The organism is Psychroflexus sp. MES1-P1E, from assembly GCF_002836055.1.
In the GTDB taxonomy this organism is placed as follows: domain Bacteria; phylum Bacteroidota; class Bacteroidia; order Flavobacteriales; family Flavobacteriaceae; genus Psychroflexus.
This window is the reverse complement of sequence record NZ_PJBS01000348.1, coordinates 25318-46588: the sequence shown is the minus strand read 5'-3', so window position 1 is coordinate 46588 and position 21271 is coordinate 25318. Positions and strand designations below refer to the sequence as shown.

The 21271-nt window shown below is 35.4% G+C and carries 18 protein-coding genes; 9 read left to right on the top strand and 9 right to left on the bottom strand.

Going from position 1 to position 21271, the window contains the following annotated elements; translation table 11 throughout:
- Positions 1–2: 2 nt before the first annotated feature.
- Genes rfbD through CXF67_RS15910 form a run of 7 tightly spaced genes read right to left on the bottom strand, consistent with a single transcriptional unit; the run spans position 3 to position 7369 of the window.
- Complete coding sequence (gene rfbD / locus CXF67_RS15940) at positions 3–854, bottom strand: dTDP-4-dehydrorhamnose reductase (RefSeq protein WP_102089640.1); 852 nt, start codon at positions 852–854, stop codon at positions 3–5.
- Entirely contained in the window at positions 851–1399 is a 549-nt protein-coding gene (rfbC, locus tag CXF67_RS15935; protein WP_102089639.1) for a dTDP-4-dehydrorhamnose 3,5-epimerase, read from the bottom strand. The genes rfbD and rfbC overlap by 4 nt, the downstream gene beginning before the upstream one ends.
- Positions 1400–2254, bottom strand: coding sequence for a glucose-1-phosphate thymidylyltransferase RfbA (gene rfbA / locus CXF67_RS15930; protein WP_102089638.1), 855 nt, complete (start codon positions 2252–2254; stop codon positions 1400–1402). It abuts the gene before it with no gap.
- A 3-nt stretch (positions 2255–2257) separates the two neighbouring features.
- Positions 2258–3277, bottom strand: a complete 1020-nt coding sequence (rfbB, locus tag CXF67_RS15925; protein WP_102089637.1) for a dTDP-glucose 4,6-dehydratase — start codon at positions 3275–3277, stop codon at positions 2258–2260.
- A gap of 6 nt (positions 3278–3283) precedes the next feature.
- The gene (locus CXF67_RS15920) at positions 3284–4984 is read right to left on the bottom strand and encodes a DUF6909 family protein (RefSeq protein WP_102089636.1); all 1701 of its coding nucleotides are present in this window, start codon (positions 4982–4984) and stop codon (positions 3284–3286) included.
- A gap of 6 nt (positions 4985–4990) precedes the next feature.
- Positions 4991–6490 (bottom strand): GH3 auxin-responsive promoter family protein, encoded by a 1500-nt coding sequence (locus tag CXF67_RS15915; RefSeq protein ID WP_102089635.1) that lies wholly within the window; start codon positions 6488–6490, stop codon positions 4991–4993.
- Between the two features lie 6 nt (positions 6491–6496).
- Positions 6497–7369: a M23 family metallopeptidase gene (locus CXF67_RS15910; protein ID WP_102089634.1), complete on the bottom strand. Its 873-nt coding sequence runs from the start codon at positions 7367–7369 to the stop codon at positions 6497–6499.
- 109 nt (positions 7370–7478) lie between these two features.
- On the opposite strand from CXF67_RS15910, the gene CXF67_RS15905 reads away from it, so the two are divergent.
- A complete protein-coding gene (locus tag CXF67_RS15905) occupies positions 7479–7682 on the top strand; it encodes a twin-arginine translocase TatA/TatE family subunit (protein ID WP_102089633.1) in 204 nt (67 codons plus the stop codon).
- A 54-nt stretch (positions 7683–7736) separates the two neighbouring features.
- Here CXF67_RS15905 and CXF67_RS15900 read toward each other — a convergent pair whose 3' ends face one another.
- The gene (locus tag CXF67_RS15900; RefSeq protein WP_102089632.1) at positions 7737–8492 is read right to left on the bottom strand and encodes a UDP-2,3-diacylglucosamine diphosphatase; all 756 of its coding nucleotides are present in this window, start codon (positions 8490–8492) and stop codon (positions 7737–7739) included.
- A gap of 125 nt (positions 8493–8617) precedes the next feature.
- On the opposite strand from CXF67_RS15900, the gene CXF67_RS15895 reads away from it, so the two are divergent.
- From CXF67_RS15895 to CXF67_RS15870, 6 genes are all read left to right on the top strand, one after another.
- On the top strand, positions 8618–9307 hold the full coding sequence (locus tag CXF67_RS15895) for a head GIN domain-containing protein (protein ID WP_102089631.1): 690 nt from the start codon (positions 8618–8620) through the stop codon (positions 9305–9307).
- Between the two features lie 21 nt (positions 9308–9328).
- A complete protein-coding gene (locus CXF67_RS15890; protein ID WP_102089630.1) occupies positions 9329–10330 on the top strand; it encodes a ligase-associated DNA damage response exonuclease in 1002 nt (333 codons plus the stop codon).
- A gap of 131 nt (positions 10331–10461) precedes the next feature.
- A complete protein-coding gene (locus CXF67_RS15885) occupies positions 10462–11364 on the top strand; it encodes an ABC transporter ATP-binding protein (RefSeq protein WP_102089629.1) in 903 nt (300 codons plus the stop codon).
- A gap of 5 nt (positions 11365–11369) precedes the next feature.
- Positions 11370–15032 carry an ABC transporter permease/M1 family aminopeptidase gene (locus tag CXF67_RS15880; RefSeq protein WP_102089628.1) on the top strand — a complete coding sequence of 1221 codons (3663 nt, stop codon included), beginning with the start codon at positions 11370–11372 and terminating at the stop codon, positions 15030–15032.
- A gap of 377 nt (positions 15033–15409) precedes the next feature.
- A complete protein-coding gene (locus tag CXF67_RS15875) occupies positions 15410–17080 on the top strand; it encodes a T9SS type A sorting domain-containing protein (RefSeq protein ID WP_102089627.1) in 1671 nt (556 codons plus the stop codon).
- Between the two features lie 65 nt (positions 17081–17145).
- Positions 17146–17352, top strand: a complete 207-nt coding sequence (locus tag CXF67_RS15870; protein ID WP_102089626.1) for a hypothetical protein — start codon at positions 17146–17148, stop codon at positions 17350–17352.
- Between the two features lie 901 nt (positions 17353–18253).
- Here the strand turns inward: CXF67_RS15870 and CXF67_RS15860 are convergent.
- Positions 18254–18826: a MarC family protein gene (locus CXF67_RS15860; protein ID WP_102089624.1), complete on the bottom strand. Its 573-nt coding sequence runs from the start codon at positions 18824–18826 to the stop codon at positions 18254–18256.
- Between the two features lie 168 nt (positions 18827–18994).
- On the opposite strand from CXF67_RS15860, the gene CXF67_RS15855 reads away from it, so the two are divergent.
- Together CXF67_RS15855 and CXF67_RS15845 are read left to right on the top strand one after the other, a co-directional pair.
- On the top strand, positions 18995–19564 hold the full coding sequence (locus tag CXF67_RS15855; protein ID WP_102089623.1) for a DUF3109 family protein: 570 nt from the start codon (positions 18995–18997) through the stop codon (positions 19562–19564).
- A 682-nt stretch (positions 19565–20246) separates the two neighbouring features.
- Positions 20247–21227 (top strand): ribonucleotide-diphosphate reductase subunit beta, encoded by a 981-nt coding sequence (locus tag CXF67_RS15845; RefSeq protein ID WP_102089622.1) that lies wholly within the window; start codon positions 20247–20249, stop codon positions 21225–21227.
- Positions 21228–21271 lie beyond the last annotated feature (44 nt).

The following is a 21271-nucleotide window of genomic DNA, read 5'->3' as shown; positions in this document are numbered from 1 at the left end:
AATTAATTCACTTCCTTTAGAAGATTAACAAGACTTTCCCTCCAATGAGGAATTCCTATAGCAAAAGTAGATAAGGCTTTAGACTTATCAAGAACGCTAAATTTTGGTCTTTTTGCCTTTGTTGGATACGAAAACGTGGCTTGTAAACTTATCTCTTGTGTAAGGTTTTTTTCTTCCAAAATCAATCTTGCAAAATCGTACCAAGTGGCTTCTCCTTTATTGCTGTAATGGTAAAGGCCATAGTCTGTAGAATCCGTTTGGATTAAATGGAGAATAAATTTTGCTAAGTCGTTGCCATTGGTTGGTGTTCCTATTTGCTCGGTAGTGATATTTAAGGAATGTTGACTTGCGGCTTTTTTTAATATAGTATTGAAAAAATTATGACCAAATTCTGAGTATAGCCAACTCGTCCTCAACATAAAATAAGAGTTCATTGTTGAAGTAATATAAGTCTCTCCCTGAAATTTTGAAGCGCCATAGACATTGATAGGATTTTCATTATCGCTCTCATGATAAGGGCGGTTTTTTAAACCGTTAAAAACATAATCTGTAGAGATGTGTATAAGTTTAGTTTTAAATTTTTCACACAATTTAGCGAGGTTATGAACCGCTTCAGCGTTCACTTGAAAAGCTGATTTTTCATTATCTTCTGCTCCCTCTACATTGGTATAAGCTGCGCAGTTAACACAAAAATCTGGCTGATGTTTTTCAAAATAAAGAGTCAGGGTCTCTTCTTGAGTAAGGTCTAAGCTTTTTAAGGTTTCAAACTTAAAATCAAATACAGTTAGAGATTTAGCCTGCTTTTGGAGACATTGTCCTAATTGCCCATTGGATCCTGTAACAAGTATTTTCATAACTTTAAATAAGCATCTAGTGAAGGTAAATTCTGATCTTTTTCAGAAACAATTTGATCGTCTTTAGGAATTTTCCAATCAATATTCAAGGCTTTATCATTGAAAACTATTCCACTTTCTGAAGCTTTATTGTAAAAATTATCACATTTATAGTCGAAAACAACTTCATTAGAAAGGCTAGTAAACCCATGAGCAAATCCTCTGGGGACAAACAGCTGGTGATTGTTTTCTCCCGAAAGGAGATAACTAAACTGTTTGAGGTAGGTTGAAGAGTTTGGGCGCATATCCACCACCACATCTAAAACCTCCCCTTTAGCGACTCTTATCAATTTAGCTTGAGCAAATTCTCCTTCTTGAAAATGCAAGCCTCGTATAGTTCCATATTGGGAGATCGACTGATTGTCTTGAACAAATACAATGTCTAGGCCTGTATTTTTTTTGAAGTCTTTAGAATTGAAAGTTTCAAAAAAACTTCCTCTTTCGTCTTCAAAAACCTTGGGTTCTATAATAAAACAATCGTTTAAAGGCGTTTGTTTACAAATCATTTATTCTGGATTTATATTTTTAGAATAACCACTTTTTAGAAAAGGTTCTGTTATTTTTTTAAGTTGATCTTTAGAAATATAACCCATCTTATAAGCTGTTTCTTCAATAGACCCTATTTTAAGACCTTGACGTTCTTCTATAACCTCAACAAATTGCGAGGCTTGCATCAATGAGTTAAAAGTTCCTGTATCTAACCATGCCGTTCCTTTATCCAAAATACTAACATTCAATTTTCCTTTTTCCAGATAAGCGTTATTCACATCTGTAATTTCTAGTTCTCCTCTATGACTTGGAGTTATAGATTTAGCAATATCAACCACGTCATTATCATAAAAATAAATCCCAGGCACCGCATAATTAGATTTTGGATGTTTAGGCTTTTCTTCTATAGACTTCACTTGGCCAGTAGTATCAAAATCTACAACACCATAGCGTTCTGGATCGTGCACATGGTAAGCATAAATAATTCCCCCATCTGGATTGGTATTGCCTTGAAGCAGTTGATCCAAGCCCGTTCCATAAAAAATATTATCCCCCAGAATCAAGGCAACCTTGTCATTACCTATAAAGTCTTCGGCAATGATAAAGGCTTCTGCAAGACCGTTTGGGTCGGCTTGAACAGCATATTCAAACTTGCATCCTAGAGTAGAACCGTCTCCCAATAGCTTTTTAAAAAGCGGTAAATCATTGGGTGTAGATATGATAAGGATCTCACGTATTCCTGCAGACATCAGCGTTGATAAGGGATAGTATATCATCGGTTTGTCATAAATAGGCATAAGTTGCTTACTTACTGCTAGCGTTAAGGGGTGGAGTCGAGTTCCTGACCCTCCAGCTAAAACAATTCCTTTCATAAGTTAAAGATTCAAGGGTTGGTTATACTTTTCAAGATACCACTGGACTGTTTTTTTTATACCACTTTCAAAGGTTTCATCGGCACTCCATCCTAACTTGCTTTCAATTTTACCAGCATCTATAGCATATCGAAAATCGTGACCAGGCCTGTCGGTAACATATTCAATCAAGTCCTTATAAGGCTTATTTTGAGGCTTTAATTCATCTAAAATTTCACTAATTTTGGTTGCAATGTAGATATTTTGGCGTTCATTCTTTCCTCCAATATTATAAGTCTCACCTAGTTTCCCTTTATGCAGTGCTATATATATGCCTTTACAGTGGTCATCAACATAAAGCCAGTCTCTTATGTTTTTTCCATCTCCATAAATAGGAATGGGTTGCTTTTGAATAGCCTTTCGAATAATGGTTGGGATCAATTTTTCATCATGTTGATGAGGTCCATAATTATTGGAACAATTGGTTGTAACTACGGGGAGACCATAGGTATGAAAATAACTTCTAGCAATCATATCCGAGGACGCCTTGGAAGCGCTATATGGACTGTTTGGTGCATAAGAGGTGTCTTCTGTAAATAAGCTCCCGTCATTTTCTAAAGTCCCGTAGACTTCATCTGTCGACACATGAAGAAATCTTGCCTTTTCAAATTCTTTTCTGAAATTGAAAGGAGATTCCATCCACAACAAATAAGATTGATGAAGAAGATTGAAGGTTCCTGTTATATTGGTTCTGATAAAAGCATCAGGATTAGAAATCGAATTATCTACATGAGATTCTGCAGCAAAATGAATTACCTTTTCAAACTTATATTCCTTAAATAAAGTTTCTAAAAGAGAGGCGTCACAGATATCTCCTTCTATAAAGGTATAATTATCATAATTGGAAACCTTTATATTGTTAAGGTCTCCAGCATAGGTCAATTTATCCAAATTAACAAAATGATATGTTTGTTCAGGAACCCAAAGGTTTAAAAAATTAGACCCTATAAATCCCGCCCCTCCTGTAACTAGGATAGTTGTCATATGTCCTTATTTCAAATTTTGAATAGCATCATCTATAATTTGCTCAAGAATTTTTTCAGTGATTAAATAAGTGGGCTTTACTCCTGCTGTACCTAACCCACCAGAAGCTAGTGTACTTCCTGTTTCTAGAGGATTATCACTGGCATAGTAAGCATAGCGTAATTTTACTTTAGGTGAAATGTTCCCTCTTAGTCTGGATGCCGCTTGAATCGCTTTTTGGTAATGCGCCCCTTCCATCTCTAGGCCAATGACGTTCCAAGTAGAGTCGTGGAAAAATTTCAATAAATCTCTATTTTGAAGTGAAGTCCCAAGCACAGTCACCATAGAACCATCATAGACTCTCAAGCCTTGGTCTTCAAAGTCCGATTTGGTCAATTCATTATAGAAGGGATAGTTATCTGCCGTCCCTTCAAATAAGTGAGCATCTGGAATCATTAAATCTCCTTTTCCACCTTCCAAAATCCCTGCCTTTCCCATAATAGATATGGAATCCACATTCATATAGACTGGTTTTTCCTCATCCTTATAAGGTTTCAGAAGCTCGTCCATAGTTTCGTATGCCTGCTCTCCAAAAGCGTAATCCATAACAATGATCACTGGAGCTTCTTCATTAGCATTAAGTTTTGTGTTGCCTTTATAATGACTCAACTTCGCAAGATCAAAAATTTGGACATCGATATTTGTACCGCTTTCATCATCCAAAACAATCATGCCTTCTTCTTTTGCCTTTTCAGTAACTGTACGCCTTAACGTTTTGTTTTTAGCATTACTTAACTCTTCATAGACCTCAAAAGCAGACTTTTCCTTGAGTAAGTCTTTTAAGGCCAATGGAGAAAAAAGGGTGTTCATCACACTGTGCATGTTAGCACTAACGATGTGTAATTTCCTGTGGATTAAATCGTGCTTATGTAGCGTTTTTTTGATGTTATTGGCCCAGACCTCTCCATGAATATGATGTCCTAAACGCTCCCTTACAACAGGACTGAAGGTGATAACTCGCTTGTCTCCATGAATAATTTCACGAATGGCGAGCTTCCCTAAATTATAGATAAGATGTAGGAATTTGTCAGGAGTGTCTTTGGTAGCAAACCTATCGTAAACCTGAGTAATTTCAGCAAAAGTTCGTCCCAAAATATTAGCCGTATGCGTAATAGCAATCTCTCTTTCATGCTGGCTCAACTCCACTTCCTTTAAAACTGCTGCACTTAGTTTTTCCCAGTCTCTAGAAGTATGACCTGCTTCGTTAATCACCACATTTCGCATGATTTTATGAGATTCTATAAACATAAAAGTAAGGTGAGTCAAGATATCATAAATCTCAGAGCGACCTCTGGTAATCTCGATGTTCATCTGTTCCTCATCTATCCTATAGCAATTCCTTCGCCTCTTAGGCGGAATAATGGCTTTAAAATGCGAGTTAGAGTAGCCTTCATCACTAGTTAAGTTGATAAAACTACACTCTTCAATTCCTTCTGGAAGTCGTTCAATGATATATTGAAGACCACTTAATTCGACTTTAGGCTCTGCGATTGTTCCATAAATTTCTGGTCGCAAAGTCAACAATGCTTCTCGCAAAGTTTCTCCAGAGACTCCCATTGGTTTATAAAAACCTCTAATAAAGAGGTGTCTCATTGTAATGTACATTCGCTCTATAGCATTTGTACTTTCTTGGGCTCTGTTTCTTCCTATATTAAAAGGTTCTGTCATATCAATTTATTGTTTTATCAGCTGCTTATATAATTCGTCTGCTATTTTTCTATCGTTAGACAGCCGTGGTAATTTATTTTGACCTCCGAGCTTTCCAATGGATTTCATATAATTTTGAAATCCGTCTTTTTGAACTTTAGTAATCACTAAAGTTTTCAATATATTACCTTTTATAAGGTCATGATAATACGCGTTTTGTTGTTGAAGCAAATCATCCATCTTCTGTCTAAAAGCTTCCATGTTTCTGGGTTCCTTTTGAAATTCAATCAACCATTCGTGATAAGGTAATCCTTCTTTTGGAGTAATTTGTGGAGCGACTGTAAATTCATTAATTTGAGCCTCGAATTCTTCGGAGGCTTTAATTATAGCCTGCTCTACTTCTTGAGCAATTACGTGTTCTCCAAAAGCAGAAGTGTAATGCTTAATTCTACCAGAAACTTTTAGTCGATATGGGTGTGTATTGGTAAACATGACTGTATCTCCGACATTATACCTCCATAAGCCTGCATTGGTAGAGATAATCATCACGTAATTTACATCGACTTTCACATCTCCGATTGTTAGTATTTCAGGAGTCTCCTCAAAAAATTCATCAGCCTTGATAAATTCATAAAATATACATGAGTTTAACTGTAGAAGCATCCCGTCTGCTGTTTGAGAGTCTTGAAAAGCAAAGAAACCTTCAGAGGCAGGATAAAGTTCTATACTATTAACAGAACCTCCTATTAGATTTTCAAATTTTGACCGGTAGGGTTCATAATTTACACCTCCATAAATAAATAGCTCAAGATTAGGAAAGAGTTCTGAAATGGACTTTCCAGTTTTATCTTTTAGTTTTTCAAAATAAATCTGTACCCAAGATGGAATACCACTGATGATGGTCATGTCTTGCGTGTAAGTTTCTTCTACGATTTCGCTTATTTTTTTGTCCCAATCTTCTATACAATTGGTTTCCCAATTTGGCAATCTGTTTTTCTGAAGATAATTGGGGACAAAATGAGCAACAATCCCAGACAGTCTTCCAAAGAAAATCCCATTTTTTTCTTTTAACTCAGGACTCCCTTGCAAAAAAATCATTTTACCATCTACAAAACTAGAGTTACCAGTTTCTGCAATATAAGATAATATGGCATTTCTAGCAGCGCTGGTATGGGTTGGGATAGATTCCTTGGTTAAAGGTATGTATTTAGCCCCGCTTGTAGTTCCAGAAGTTTTTGCAAAGTATAGAGGCTTACCTGGCCATAAAATATCTTCTTGACCGTCGACGACTTGGTCTATATAAGGTTTTAATCCTTCATAATCTTGAATGGGTATACGCTCAAAAAAATCTTCGAAGGTTTCGATCTCATCGAATCGGTGATCTTTTCCAAATTTGGTTTTGCGACCTTCTTTTATCAGGTTTTTGAAAACTTTACGCTGAGTCTCCAAGGGTTGAGAAGACCAACTTTTAATTTGTGATGTAATATATTTAGCAAATATTTTTGCGGCTATAGATTTAAGGGGCATAAGCTCTTATTCAAAATTTATGTAATCGGATGGGTTGACAGGATATCCATCTACCCAAAGTTCAAAATGTAAGTGAGGACCATAAGAAAATTCTCCTATGTCCCCAACTACCGCGATCACTTCTCCTGCAGTTACCAAATCACCTTGACTTTTCAACAGCGAGTTATTGTGTTTATATACAGATATTAATCCTCGGCTGTGTTCAATAATAATCACATAACCAGTTTCAACAGACCATTCTGAAAAAATAACTGTACCATCTAGAGTCGCTTTTACAGGTTCATCTTTTTCAGTAACAATATCTACGGCATAGTGCTTAGCATCGGCATTATATTCTTCTGAAATTTGACCAGAAACTGGAGGGAAAAGCGTAAAATTTGCATTAAAAGTTGCTTTTTCTAAAAGACTGTATTTATCTTCCTGTTCTACTTTTTCTCGTAAAATGGAATCCTGTTGGGAAGCATATATATTTACTGTTTCAGCATCTACAGGTTCTGTGTCGTCTATAGAATAGGCGTCTTTTGCACTTAATGAATCCAATTGCCCAGTAAGCATATTGCGTATCGACTTAAAATAGATATCATTTATTTCTACATCTGCCATTAAAGAATCTACCGTAATCGTTAACCGTGTGGCTTTGTTTTTTAAAGCTGTCGAAGAATATCCAGGAATAAACTCTCTTATTGGTGTAAAAGCAATTAGAAGAGCTGTTCCAGAGATCAATAATAAAGTTGATATTGCTGTTAAGATGATTACGTTTAATTTAGACAATTGAAATGATAACCTCTCTTCAAAGGTGTCTTCATTCAATATGACTAAACGATACTTATGAAGTAGCTTTTGCTTAACTTTTCGTTTATCTTTTTTAGGTGAACTCATAGTATTTTAACTCGTACAAAGATAGAATAAAGTTAATTTATGTAGGTTTTAGAATCACAAACCTTTGGTTTAGATTTTTATCACTAATTTTGAATTAAATTTCAAAGTTATGAATGCACTTAATGTAATAATGGGAATGGTGGGACCATGGCAATGGGTCATTATTGGTATTGCGATTTTACTGTTGTTTGGTGGAAAGAAAATACCGGAATTGATGAGAGGACTAGGGAGCGGAATTAAGGAATTTAAAGACGCATCAAAGGAAGATGATGATGATAATGAGACTAAAAAAGAGTCTAAGTCTATTAAATAAATAGACCTTTTTAATATAGATTATAAACCCTGTTTACTTTGTATTCAGGGTTTTTTAATTGAATTTCTTTAATGTTAATTCTTTTCCATCAAACACTCCATAAGTATAGTGAGAAATCCAGTCTCCTAAATTAATGTATAGGGAAGCCTCTCCAACTTCGATTTCCATAGGTAAGTGTCTGTGCCCAAATACAAAGTAATCATAATGAGAAGATAGCAGCTTGCGTTTACAATACTGAGCTAACCATTCGTTCTCTTCCCCTAAAAAATTCGCGTCTTCATCTCCAGAAATAAGTTTATTTTTCACCGATAGGTGTCTGGCCAATCGCACTCCAAAATCCGGATGTAGCCATTTGAAAAGCCATTTCGAAACAGGGTGGGTAAATACCTTCTTCATTCGTTTATATCCTAAATCCCCTGGGCCCAAGCCATCTCCGTGACCTAAAAAAAAGACAGTTGAATTTATTTCGAACACTTGTGGTTTATAAAAAACAGGTATGTTAAGCTCTTTTTCAAAATAATCTTTCATCCACAGGTCGTGGTTTCCTACAAAAAAGTAAATCTCTACTCCGGCATCACTAAGCTCAGCAAGCTTACCAAGTGTTCTAACAAAGCCTTTGGGAACCACTTCTCGGTATTCGAACCAGAAATCGAAAAGATCTCCTAACAAAAAGATAGCATGAGCATCACTTTTAATGTGATCTAGCCAAGAGACAAAAACTTTCTCTCGCTTTAGACTTTCTGAATGCGTTGGCGCACCGAGGTGATTATCACTAGAAAAGTAAATCTTTTTTCCTTCGGGAAGTTTCATGCAAAATAATTCTGGGTCAAATATACTTAAACCATAAAAATACAGACGCCCAAGTTTTGGGTAAAAATTAATGCCCTAGTAAAACAGATTCTAGTATTTTTGATCTGCACTTAAAAAACACACTCATGAAAGTTAAAATCAATTTTATAGCCTGCTTATTTCTTATCCTTGGATCTTCTGCCTTTTCACAGGTAAAATCTATTTCACCAGGGGAAGAGTTTACAAAAATCAAAGTCTCTACTGGACTTTTTGTTGAAATCATCACCAATTCAGACGAAAGCAAAATCGATATAAAAGGCTCTGAGAAAGACAATGTAAATGTTGATATTAAAAATGGTGAATTGGAATTGAGTTTACCGGTTGGTCAACTCTTTTCTGAAGCTGAAATTTTAGTGACGGTCTATACCCGTAAAGTTGAAGAATTGAAGGCAAGAAGTGGTTCTGAAGTAGAATTTAAGAACAAAGTCCAGCAAGAGGAACTGAGTCTTATCGCCTCTGAAGGGAGCTATATAGGCGGTGTAATTGAAGTTAAAAATTTAGCGGTTAGAACAGTAACTGGAGCTAGTGTTAGTCTAGTTGGGTTTGCTAATAACCAAAGTATAAGCTTAAAAACAGGAGCCTCTTATGATGGCAAGAATCTCGAAACTGAAAACACGAGTATAAGTGTAAGCTATGGGGGAGAAGCGATCGTATTCTCTACCGATAGTTGTAGCGCTAATGTGACTGCTGGAGGTAGTATTGATATTTATGGGAACCCTTCTTCCATAAGCCAAAACGTTAAACTCGGCGGAAATATCCACCTTATTGAGGAGTAAAATCAGGCTTAAATATACCTTATGCAAGAACCCTTATTAGCATTCAATCAAAATGGAATCTACTGCGCCAAGGCAGATGTATACCTTGACCCCTGGAGGAAAGTAGATAAAGCTATTATTTCTCACGGTCATGCCGACCATTCTCGCTGGGGAAATAAAAAATATATTACCCATCATGATAACATCCCTATCATGAAACATCGTCTGGGAGAAATAGATGTAATGGGAAAAGCATATGGGGAAAGTTTTACCATCAACAATGTAAAATTCAGTTTACATCCCGCTGGACATGTCATTGGAAGTTCACAAATACGAGTGGAGCACCAAGGAGAAGTCTGGGTGTTTACAGGCGATTATAAAGATGAAGACGATGGGGTTTGCATACCTTACGTCCCGGTAAAATGCCATACATTTATTACTGAATGTACTTTTGGTTTACCTGCCTTTAAGTGGACACCTCAAGCGGAGGTAATGGCAGAAATCAATGACTGGTGGCAAAGCAATAAAACTGATGGACGCACCTCTGTCCTTTTTGGATATTCCCTTGGGAAAGCACAGCGGCTTCTAAAACATCTCGATACTAACATTGGAGACATTTATACCCATGGTGCTATTGAAAACATGACGAATGTGCTAAGAGCACAGGTAGATTTTCCTGAAACTAAACTTATCACTCGAGAAACCACAAAAAAAGAGTTAAGCGGAAATTTGGTGCTCGCCCCTCCAAGTGTTCATGGTGGCACCTGGATTCGTAAAATGGTGCCTTATGTGACAGCTTCAGCGAGTGGTTGGATGACTTTTAGGGGGGCTAGAAGACGACGGGCTATTGATAAAGGTTTTGTGATGAGCGACCATTGTGATTGGGATGGCTTACTCAACAGCATTAAAGCAACTGAGTGCGAAAAAGTGATTTGTACACACGGTTATACCGATATCTTCTCAAGATATTTACGTGAAATAGGTTACGACGCCCGAACTGAGGCCACTCAGTATGAAAATGAATTAGATGATATCGAATTGTAGTTGTTAAGCCCCGCACCTCTTTTTTACTTTTAATTAAATTCATTTTGAAATCAATGACTTGATAGATTGCAAAATTTTCATAAATTGTCTAAGAATAGGTTTAGAATATTCTTTTTCCTAAAATGTCACTTATGAATCGACTTCAACTCATCAACGTTTCCAAAACCTATAAAAACGGAGTAAAAGCTCTTGATAATATTTCCATAGAAATCAATTCTGGAATGTTTGGATTACTAGGACCCAATGGGGCTGGAAAATCTACCTTAATGCGAACCATCGCTACTTTGCAACAACCAGATTCTGGTGAAATTCACTTAGATGAGATCGATATTTTGAATCAGAAAATGGAATTGCGTAAAGTTTTGGGGTATTTGCCACAATCCTTTGGTGTGTATCCAAAATTGTCGGCAGAAAAACTCTTGCATTATTTTGCTGAATTGAAAGGAATCTCAAGTAAAGAAGAACGAAATAAGATTGTAGATTATGCCCTAGAGGTCACCAATCTTTCCAATGTTAAAAACAAGTACGTAGCCGGATATTCCGGGGGGATGAAACAGCGTTTTGGAATTGCCCAATTACTACTGAATAATCCTAAACTTATCATAGTAGATGAGCCAACCGCTGGTCTGGATCCTGCAGAGCGTCATCGTTTTCTTAATGTCTTACGTGAAATAGGCACCAATCACATCGTTATCCTTTCTACGCATATTGTAGATGATGTAAAAGAGCTGTGTACCGATATGGCCATTCTAAACGGCGGTAAATTGCTAAGTCACAAAAAACCAATTGATGCGGTTTCAGAACTTGAAGATAAAATTTGGGGACTTACTATTGATCGGGAAAATTTGGAAACTTATGAATCTCAATTCAATTTGATTTCAACCAACTATAACCAAGACAATTCTTTGAATATTCGTGTTTATGGAGATACTCCACCTGGAGAAAAATTTCAAAAAGTAGAACCAGACTTGAGTGATGTGTACTTTGTACACCTGAAGGCAGACGAAACTGAAGCCACTAACCAACACCTTTAATCTTTATGTTTTCAAGCATCTTCAAGTTCGAAATCAAGACTTGGTTTAGAACACCTATTACCTATATTTATTCAGGCATCATGTTTATTTTTGCCTTGATTTTAATGGCCTCATCTGGTGGACTTTTTGATAATTTCACCGTCACAACTACCTCCGCAACCTTTCAGAATTCTGCTTTAGCAATTAATGGTTTGATTAATATCATTGCTGTGTTTTTGTATTTTTTACTTCCCTCCATCGTTGGTGCCTCTGTGAGTAAAGATTTTAAATACGATATGCACCAGGTGTTATATTCTTACCCAATCACCAAATTTAATTATCTATTTGCTAAGTTTTTGAGTGCATTGAGCATCGTCATCATGATTGTTCTTTTCATTTGTTTCGGTCTCTATCTAGGGACTATTTTTCCGGGAACCAATCCAAAACTTTTCATGGATTTTGATATTCTGAATTACGTACAACCCCTTTTATTAATCATTTTACCTAACCTTATTTTCTTTGGGGCTGTTGTATTTGGAGTAGTGACGTTTTCAAGAAATATTTTCATAGGATTTATCAGCATATTAATATTGATTGTTATCCAAGGTTTAGCTCAAACTTTAGCAGCAGATGTCGATAACAAGACCCTTGCAGCACTCATTGATCCTTTGGGCGCACAAGCATTATCACTTGAAACGGAATATTGGACTGTTTTTGATAGGAATACAAATTATTTACCCTTTGAAGGCTACTTGCTTTACAACCGATTGCTTTGGGCATCTATTAGTATTTTAATTTTCGCATTTGTGTATGTGAAATTCAAATTCAACCAGCAGGCTATTCAATTTAGACTTTTCAAGACTAAGGCAGAACGGATCATTAAAAGAAATTTTGGCAGTTTAGTACGTATTAAAATCCCAGAAGTCAGCAAAACTTATAAGTTTAAACATCAGTTGAAAATGGCCTGGACACACAGCCGTTTCGAAACTAAATACATTTTCAAAAACTGGGTTTTTATTTCTTTTGCACTCGTCATTGTATTGGTTACTTTTATCACACTTGCTCAGCGTATTCCTATTTATGGTACTTCTACTTATCCCGTGACGCGAGAAATGATGCAGTCGGCTTCTGGAATCATTAGCGGGTTTATGATTATTATCACATTTTTGATTTCGGGCATGCTTATCAATCGTGCTCAAAACACAAATATGAACCAATTGGTGGATGTAACTCCTTACCCTAACTGGTCGTTTATGTTGTCCAAATTTCTTGCCATTTTCAAAATGCAAGCGTTTTTCTACATTTTAGCCCTGGTCATGGCTATTGGCGTTCAAATTTATAATGAGTACTATAAATTGGAAATTGACTTGTATTTATTTCAATTTTTTGCTGTTGATTATTTACGAGTCTTTGGTTGGACGGTTATGGCATTCTTAGTTCATGTCCTTATCAAAAATCATATCGCAGGTTTTATAACTCTATTGGCAGGATTGATTTTTCTTTCTTTTCTCCCAAGTTTTGGTATTGAACAATACATCTTCAGATTCAACACTAATGCTGGTGCCACCTATTCTGATATGGTTGGTTATGGCACCAGTCTAAAAGTCTTTTACATTTACCGACTATATTGGTTTGCTTTGGCCACGGTGATGTATGTTTTGGCCCTATTATTTTATCGTAGAGGTATCTCTTATTCTGTAAAACAAAGGATACAGAGAGCAAAGCAGAATTTTAATCCACTCCAAAAATCTATTGTTGCTTTAAGTCTGCTTCTATTTATAAGTATTGGTTCTTGGATTTATTATACCGATAATGTTGTCAATAAACGCTATTCTGGAAACGAAATAGAACAGCTAGGTGTCGATTTTGAAAACCAATTTTCAAAATATAACGAGTTGGCACAACCCAGAATTACAAGTGTCAATATCGATTTTGATTTATATCCTGAAACTCGAGATTTCAAGGTAAAAGGGGAGTTCATTCTGAAAAACAAAACTGATATCCCTATGGATTCAGTTTTCATCAACATGAACGACTACCCCCAATCTTATGCCTTTGAAAAAGCAGGGAAAGTAGTCATAAAGGATACTCTTTATGATTTTGAAATATTCAAATTCAATGAAAATTTATCTCCTGGAGAAGAGGTGAAATTCACTTTTGAAATGGAGAATAAACCCAATACTATTTTGACGTCAAATTCTCCTGTAAGAACCAATGGAACGTTTATCAATAATCAAATTTTCCCGAGTTTTGGCTACGATGAAAACAGAGAAATTCAAAATAATAAAACCCGAGAAAAGTATGGATTAGGGCCTAAAGAACGGATGAATTCACCTTATGATTCAACAGCTTTAGGCAATACTTATATCTCTAGTGATGCTGATTGGATAGATTTTGAAACCACAGTATCTACCTCTAAAGATCAAATTGCCATTGCACCGGGCTATCTTCAGAAAGAATGGATGGAAGGCGACAGAAAATATTTTCACTATAAAATGGACAAGAAAATATTAAATTTCTACGCCTTTAATTCTGCTGAATACGAGGTTTACGAAGACCGCTGGAAGGATGTGAACATCCAAGTGTTTTATCATAAACCGCACGATTATAACATTGAAAGGATGGTAAATGCAACCAAAAAATCATTAGCTTATTATTCAGAAAATTTCAGTCCATATCAATTCAAACAACTTCGAATCTTGGAATTCCCAGTTACTTCAGGCTCGTTTGCTCAATCCTTTGCCAATACGGTTCCTTATTCGGAAGCAATTGGTTTTATAGCCAAAGTGGATGATGAAGATAATGAAAGCGTGGATTATCCATTTAGTGTAACAGCTCACGAAGTGGCTCACCAGTGGTGGGCGCATCAGGTGATTGGTGCCAATGTACGTGGGGCAACTTTACTTTCTGAAAGTATGTCTGAATATAGTTCACTAAAAGTTCTAGAAAAGGAATACGGCGCGGAGCAAATGCGAGTGTTTTTGAAAGACGCTTTGGATAAATACCTGAGAGGCCGTCGTTTCGAAAGTCAAAAAGAATTGCCTTTGATGTACAATGAAAATCAACAATATATCCATTACAATAAAGGGTCGCTAGTGCTTTATGCTATGAGTGATTATTTGGGTGAAAAGAAAATGAATAATATCTTGAAAACCTACGTAGATCAAGTCGCATTTCAGGAGCCACCCTACACAACTTCAGTAGAATTTGTAAATCTTTTGAAATCTCAGACCCCAGATTCTCTCCAATATTTGATAAAAGATATGTTTGAAACTATCACACTTTACGATAACCATGCCCTTGAAGTAACCTATAAAGCCCTTGAAAATGGTCAATATGAGGTTAATTTTGATGTAAATGTCCAAAAATACAGATCTTCAGAAAAGGGAGAAAAGGAATTTAGCGATGCAGAAGGCGAGGGTCTAGTTTTGGAAACAGATAACGAGAATCTAGAATCTCTACCTCTAAAAGATTATATTGAAGTGGGGGTCTTTGGAGAATCTGAAGAATCTATTGAGGGCATTAAAAAACAAAATGTCCTCTACCTGAAAAAACACTTGGTATCTGAGATAGATAATGAATTCACTATTGTAGTGGATGAATTACCTTCAGAAGTAGGCATAGATCCTTATAATAAATTGATTGATACCAATTCTGGAGATAATCGAATGAAAGTCGAAAAAGAATAGCTATTAGTTTGTAATGCATGCTTGTAATTATCTGTATTTCATTAAAATACAACAAACTTAATATTGAATTAAATCTTTTATAACATATATTTATGTACATTTAACATAAACGTTTTTGTTATGAAAATTTACAACATTCTCAACAAGCTATTAAAAACTTTTGTTATTCCTCTTGCCTTTCTTTTTAGTAATGTTGCTTTTTCTCAATTAAGCTGCGGTGAAGTTACATTTGACAATCCTCAGCAAGATCCCTTTTTTAAATAGAACTACAAGTACCGCAAGTATAAATCTTGATAATTTTAATTCTGGCACCTATACTATAGCTTTGATATGCGATAATGAGATTATAGATGCTAAACCCTTTATAAAACAGTAATATGAAAACGTTTTATCTAATAAAAGAAAGAAGTATAAAAGGATTAAACCCTTTAATATTTATACTAATTGCACTTTTCTCTGGGAATGTTTCTTCAGCACAAGACCAGTACACCATGGAATGGCATAAGGAGGAGGACACACAACTTTCTAATTGGACATTTAGTTGTGTTGATCCTCTATTTCAAGAATGCCAGAAGATTCGTTTGGATTCTGAAGATAATGTGATTGTTGCAGGAACTTCTTTGGAAAATGGGAGTTACGATTTTTTACTACTCAAGTATTCTAATACAGGGGAATTATTATGGAAGCAACTCCTTGATATTTCCAATGGAAGCGATGATCGTATCACTGGAATTTTTATAGACAACAGCGATAACATTATTATTGCTGGGATAAGTGAAACCAGTCAATTTCTGTCAAAAAGTATTATCATCAAATTAGATGAAACGGGCAATATCCTATGGGAAAGTAACTATTCTGATCAATATAGCAAGAGTTTTCCAAGTAAGGTAATAGCAGATTCCTCTGGAAATGTTTTTATAGCAGGTGTCATCGATAATGGTGGCTTTTTTCATCAAGCTTTTTTTGTTTGTAAATTCGATGCCAATGGCAATTTTATCTGGGATTCTATTTATGCACCAGAGGAATCGACTGCATACCGGGGTATAACCTTAAAAATCATTGATAATACAATTGTTTCTTTAGGTCTAGTTTTTAAATTTTTTCCCCTTGATAGGAGAATCGTGCTTTTAAAACATACCCAAGAGGGTAACTTATTGTATTCTAAAGAAACTTCTTTTGATGGAGAAAGAAATAATTACTCTGGAAGTAGTCATATTGACGATGCTGGAAATTCTTATATCGGGCTGTTCGGTAATTTTAAAGTAATTAAGTACGACCCTTTAGGAAACGAGCAATGGCAATTTGAAGTGCCTACAAACCTTCCTGATAACGTAACTGCAGATGAAGTACATGATATTATAACTGACACCAATGGGAATGTCTACATTACAGGACGTCATTACGGTGAAAATTATAACGACCCAACAGAATATACAAACGGAGATTTACAAGTTAATAAGATTTCTAGCGAAGGAAATTCAATTTACAGTTACCGTTACAATAATACGGGTGCAAATACCTATGATGGAGGAAATAAAATGTTTTTGGGAGACAACGGTTATTTAGCAATCGGAGGTAGTAGTGGAGAGATAGAAGGGGAAAGCCGATATCTTGCTATCGTTCTTGATGAGTCTGGCGAAGCTTTTGACATCATAAGGGAGGAGGCTCCTGGAAACGACAATGAAATTACATCTTTAGTCATGGACCATGACTTAAATTTTTACGTAACGGGAATAGGAAGTTTAAAGGCTTTGACTCAAAAATATTTATTTACAGGAACACTCGGTACAGGGCATTTTTCAGAAAATCGATCTAAAATTAAAGTTTATCCAAATCCGTTTTCGAATCAATTTCAAATTGAAACTAAAGGCATTTCTGGAATGGCGGAGTTTATACTTTATAATTCTAACGGCTCAATTGTATACCGAAAATCCTTTGAAAATATACCAGAACTCACGATTGATGCCCAATCTTTTTCCAGTGGTTTCTACTTTTATAGATTATCTCATGGAGAAATAGTTGAATATGGAAAACTCGTAAAGAAATAAAAAAACTATGGCTTTATAAAACAAGTTCTAAATGTAAATAGAGTTTAGAAGTAACTCAAAATACCGTGCAAATCAATTATAACCTTAACCAGGTCGACTCAGCTTATCTCATGATTGTTAATCAGAATAGCGGTGTTTCTCAAAATCCTTTTTTAAATAGAACTACAAGTACCGCAAGTATAAATCTTGATAATTTTAATTCTGGCACCTATACTGTAGCTTTGTTATGCGATAATGAGATTATAGATGCTAAACCCTTTATAAAACACTAGTTATGTAAAAGATCTATATACTACTTATCATGAGTAAAATTTTATAGCCTGTAGCAATAATGATGGTAGTGAAGAAATAATAATGATTCGCCTCAGCTTCCAGAAGATGAGCTTCCTTTTATAGAAACGGAAAGTGAAAATACGGTTGCATTTTATCCAGACAGTACAATTGTGAGCAATAGTGTTTCGCTTTGCTCTAATACTCCTTTCTTAGGAAGTCCAACAATGGGGATCTATACACTGATAGACTCAACCTACACCTCAATGATTGTACAAATCCAGATCGCAAATACGAGTTTACCCAAACAGATTCCATACTTATACCAAATTAAATTTATAATGTCGTATAAATAAATTGAATTATTTTTTGATTGATTGAAGTTGAAAATAATTAGCATAGCCTTAGCTACGGTAATAATTTTTGATAAAAAGCAGGCGAAAAAGAAACGATTTATTGCGACATTATAGGTTTAATTTGGTATTATTATTAGCTACCCTTATCTTGGTGTTAGTGAAGGAAAATTTAAAAAAATTGAAGACTTAGACTAAGGCTCAAGGTTGAGGAATAAAGTGGTCAACATATATGAGGCGAACTAACAAATAAGGGGAAGCAAATTTTAGATAATTGCATTTTGGAATTCAGTTGTTGTTAAGTACCACCATTAACTGTAAACTGAGAACAACTTACTAAAAAACTACTCTTCGTACTTTTGCTTCAACTTTCTAGAGAGTTGCAATATAAATAGCAAAACTAAAATACACAGGCAAACTAATATACCTAAAACTCCGGTGAAACTTTTTTGATCTCCAACTAGGTCATTTGTATTGACCAATGTTCCACTAAAAATTAAAAGACCTATGGCAGAGAGAATAAGGAAATAAATAAAATACTTCATAACTGTTAATTGAATAAACTCTGAATATTAGTGGCAAATAACTTCACCGCTATGGCAAGCAAAATTACACCAAATATCTTCCTGATGACAGAAATACCTTGTTTTCCGAAAAGTTTTTCAATTTTTTTAGAAGACTTTAAGACTGCATAAACCACGATAATGTTCAATATTATGGCCACAATAATATTAGGGGTATCAAATTCAGACTTTAAAGACAATATGGAGGTCATTGTTCCAGCCCCAGCGATAAGAGGAAAGGCTAGAGGAACTATAGCGGCAGTTTCTGGAGCATCATCTTTATAAAGTTGAATGCCCAGAATCATTTCCATGGCCAAAAAGAAAATAATAAAGGCTCCCGCTACGGCAAACGAGTTCACGTCTATGCCAATAAGGTTGAGGATGGTCTCTCCAACAAATAGAAAAGCAATCATCAAAACACAAGCAACTATAGATGCTTTTTCGCTTTGTATATGACCCACTTTTTTCCTTAAGTCTACAATAATTGGAATACTTCCCACAATATCTATAACGGCAAAAAGAATCATCCCAGCGGTGAAAATTTGTTTAAGATCGAACATAATAAGTGACTCAAAATTTTTTCAAAAGTAATTCTGCTCAAAGGAATATCAATACTCATAAAGAGACTAAAATATCAAATTTAAGTTAAATTTGCTTTTTAAATCCTTTGCCTTTGATTCTATAAGGCAGAACCCAAACGCACTAAATATTTAATTAGATTTGCAGCTATGATTCAAATAGGAAAAACACTTGTTTCTGAAGCAATTATTGACAATGAATTTGCTTGCAACCTATCGGCTTGCAAAGGAGAATGTTGCGTTTCAGGAGATTCAGGAGCTCCATTAGATCCCGAAGAGCTTAATATTTTAGAAACCATCTATCCAAAAGTAAAACCCTTTTTAAGACCTGAAGGCATTGCCGCTATAGAAGCCCAGGGCACTTACATCATGTCAGATTTTGGCGAACCAGAGACCCCTTTAGTTGAAGGTAAAGAGTGTGCTTACGTCAATTTTGCAGAAAACGGTACAGCACTCTGCGGCATTGAGACAGCTTATCGCGCAGGTGAAACCGACTTTAAAAAACCGGTTTCTTGTGAACTCTATCCTATTCGTGTTCAAAAATTATCAGAACTTCATGCGGTTAATTACGATCGCTGGAGTATTTGTAGTGATGCTTGTACTTTAGGCAAAAGCCTTGAAGTGCCGGTTTATAAATTCACCAAAAATGCCTTGATTCGAAAATTTGGAGAAGATTGGTATGCAGAATTGCAGCAAACGGTAGAAGAAAAAAACACTTAAAATTTACTATTAAACTTTTCAAAATTAAATTCAAACAGTCTTAAAGTTTACTTCTTTAAGGTTGTAGCCATCTACTTTACACGAGCTAGAATTCTTGTGGATATCTTTCGACCAAATCCAAAGAAACTTACTGATACCAAATTAAATTTATAATGTTGCATATATATTAACTGAAAAAAGCAGATCAGGAGAATCAAATTTATGTCAACATTCTGCTTTAGGAAATGTCATCTCATTTTTTTTATTGATTAAATGTAACTACACCATAAAACTTTTAAAAGGGGAAGAGTTCAATACTTATCCGAACTTCATTTGGTTAATTCCAATCGCGGGGATATTTGAAGTGATGTTTGTACTTTAAGCAAAAGACTTGAAATGTCTGTTTATAAATTTATCAAAAACGCCTTGATTCGAAAATTTGGAGAAGATCTAATATGCAGAATTGGATCAAACAATAGGATGAAAAAATACCTAAGATTTGTTATTAACCTTTCAAAGATTAAATTGAACAAGTCTTAAAGTTTGTTTCATTAAAATTGCAATCCTTTAGTTTACAGGAGCTAGATCAATTGTGGATAACTTTGTGGATAACTTTCGACTGAATCCAAAGAAATTTAAGTGATTTATTTTCATATTTGTTTAGAACAATTACAAATACCAAACCTCTCAAAATCATAGACCTATGGCGCAAATTGAACCTATTTTAGAAGAAAACAAAAATAGATTTGTCCTTTTCCCTATCACACACCCTGACATATGGGAATGGTACAAAAAATGTGAGGCGAGCTTCTGGACGGCAGAGGAAATAGATCTCCAACAAGACATCACCGATTGGAAAACTAAACTGAGCGAAGACGAGAAATATTTCATCAAACATATTCTTGCTTTTTTTGCTGCATCCGATGGAATCGTCAACGAAAATCTTGCTGAAAATTTCGTAAATGAAGTTCAATATACAGAGGCGAAATTTTTCTACGGATTCCAAATCATGGTGGAAAATATCCACTCAGAAACCTATTCGCTTTTGATAGATACTTATGTCGATGACGATAAAGAAAAGGATCTGCTCTTTAAAGCTATTGAGAATTTCCCTGCTATCAAAAAGAAAGCAGACTGGGCTTTACAATGGATCGAATCCGATTCTTTTGCTGAGCGTCTTATTGCTTTTGCAGCTGTAGAAGGTATCTTTTTCTCCGGTGCTTTTTGTTCAATCTTCTGGTTAAAGAAACGTGGTTTGATGCCAGGTCTTACTTTTTCTAACGAATTGATTTCTAGAGATGAAGGTGTTCATTGTGATTTTGCAGTGCATTTACATAACGAACATTTAATCAATCAAGTTCCTAAAGAACGTATTAGAGCTATCATCGTAGATGCTTTAACTATTGAACGTGAGTTTGTTACAGAATCTCTTCCAGTAAGCCTTATTGGTATGAATTCTAATCTTATGACACAATACCTTGAGTTCGTAGCAGACAGGTTGCTTTTCGAACTTGGTTGCGACAAAGAATATGGAACGGCGAATCCGTTTGACTTTATGGACATGATTTCGCTTCAAGGGAAAACCAACTTCTTCGAAAAAAGAGTTGGAGAATACCAAAAAGCTGGTGTCATGAATAAAAATAAAGAAGAAGATAGCAAGATTAGCTTCGATGCAGATTTTTAAAACCTGTAAACCTGAGCTTCTTTTTAAATTAGTTTATTAATTAC

What these genes read in the sequence shown, in the direction of transcription:
- CXF67_RS15890 (WP_102089630.1), top strand. Translation starts at nt 9,329, where the DNA reads ATGCAAGAACCCTTATTAGCATTCAATCAAAATGGAATCTACTGCGCC.
- CXF67_RS15855 (WP_102089623.1), top strand. Translation starts at nt 18,995, where the DNA reads ATGATTCAAATAGGAAAAACACTTGTTTCTGAAGCAATTATTGACAAT.
- CXF67_RS15900 (WP_102089632.1), bottom strand. Translation starts at nt 8,492, where the DNA reads ATGAAACTTCCCGAAGGAAAAAAGATTTACTTTTCTAGTGATAATCAC.
- rfbA (WP_102089638.1), bottom strand. Translation starts at nt 2,254, where the DNA reads ATGAAAGGAATTGTTTTAGCTGGAGGGTCAGGAACTCGACTCCACCCC.
- rfbC (WP_102089639.1), bottom strand. Translation starts at nt 1,399, where the DNA reads ATGATTTGTAAACAAACGCCTTTAAACGATTGTTTTATTATAGAACCC.
- CXF67_RS15860 (WP_102089624.1), bottom strand. Translation starts at nt 18,826, where the DNA reads ATGTTCGATCTTAAACAAATTTTCACCGCTGGGATGATTCTTTTTGCC.
- CXF67_RS15910 (WP_102089634.1), bottom strand. Translation starts at nt 7,369, where the DNA reads ATGAGTTCACCTAAAAAAGATAAACGAAAAGTTAAGCAAAAGCTACTT.
- rfbD (WP_102089640.1), bottom strand. Translation starts at nt 854, where the DNA reads ATGAAAATACTTGTTACAGGATCCAATGGGCAATTAGGACAATGTCTC.
- CXF67_RS15905 (WP_102089633.1), top strand. Translation starts at nt 7,479, where the DNA reads ATGAATGCACTTAATGTAATAATGGGAATGGTGGGACCATGGCAATGG.
- CXF67_RS15920 (WP_102089636.1), bottom strand. Translation starts at nt 4,984, where the DNA reads ATGACAGAACCTTTTAATATAGGAAGAAACAGAGCCCAAGAAAGTACA.
- CXF67_RS15915 (WP_102089635.1), bottom strand. Translation starts at nt 6,490, where the DNA reads ATGCCCCTTAAATCTATAGCCGCAAAAATATTTGCTAAATATATTACA.
- CXF67_RS15885 (WP_102089629.1), top strand. Translation starts at nt 10,462, where the DNA reads ATGAATCGACTTCAACTCATCAACGTTTCCAAAACCTATAAAAACGGA.
- CXF67_RS15875 (WP_102089627.1), top strand. Translation starts at nt 15,410, where the DNA reads ATGAAAACGTTTTATCTAATAAAAGAAAGAAGTATAAAAGGATTAAAC.
- rfbB (WP_102089637.1), bottom strand. Translation starts at nt 3,277, where the DNA reads ATGACAACTATCCTAGTTACAGGAGGGGCGGGATTTATAGGGTCTAAT.
- CXF67_RS15845 (WP_102089622.1), top strand. Translation starts at nt 20,247, where the DNA reads ATGGCGCAAATTGAACCTATTTTAGAAGAAAACAAAAATAGATTTGTC.
- CXF67_RS15880 (WP_102089628.1), top strand. Translation starts at nt 11,370, where the DNA reads ATGTTTTCAAGCATCTTCAAGTTCGAAATCAAGACTTGGTTTAGAACA.
- CXF67_RS15895 (WP_102089631.1), top strand. Translation starts at nt 8,618, where the DNA reads ATGAAAGTTAAAATCAATTTTATAGCCTGCTTATTTCTTATCCTTGGA.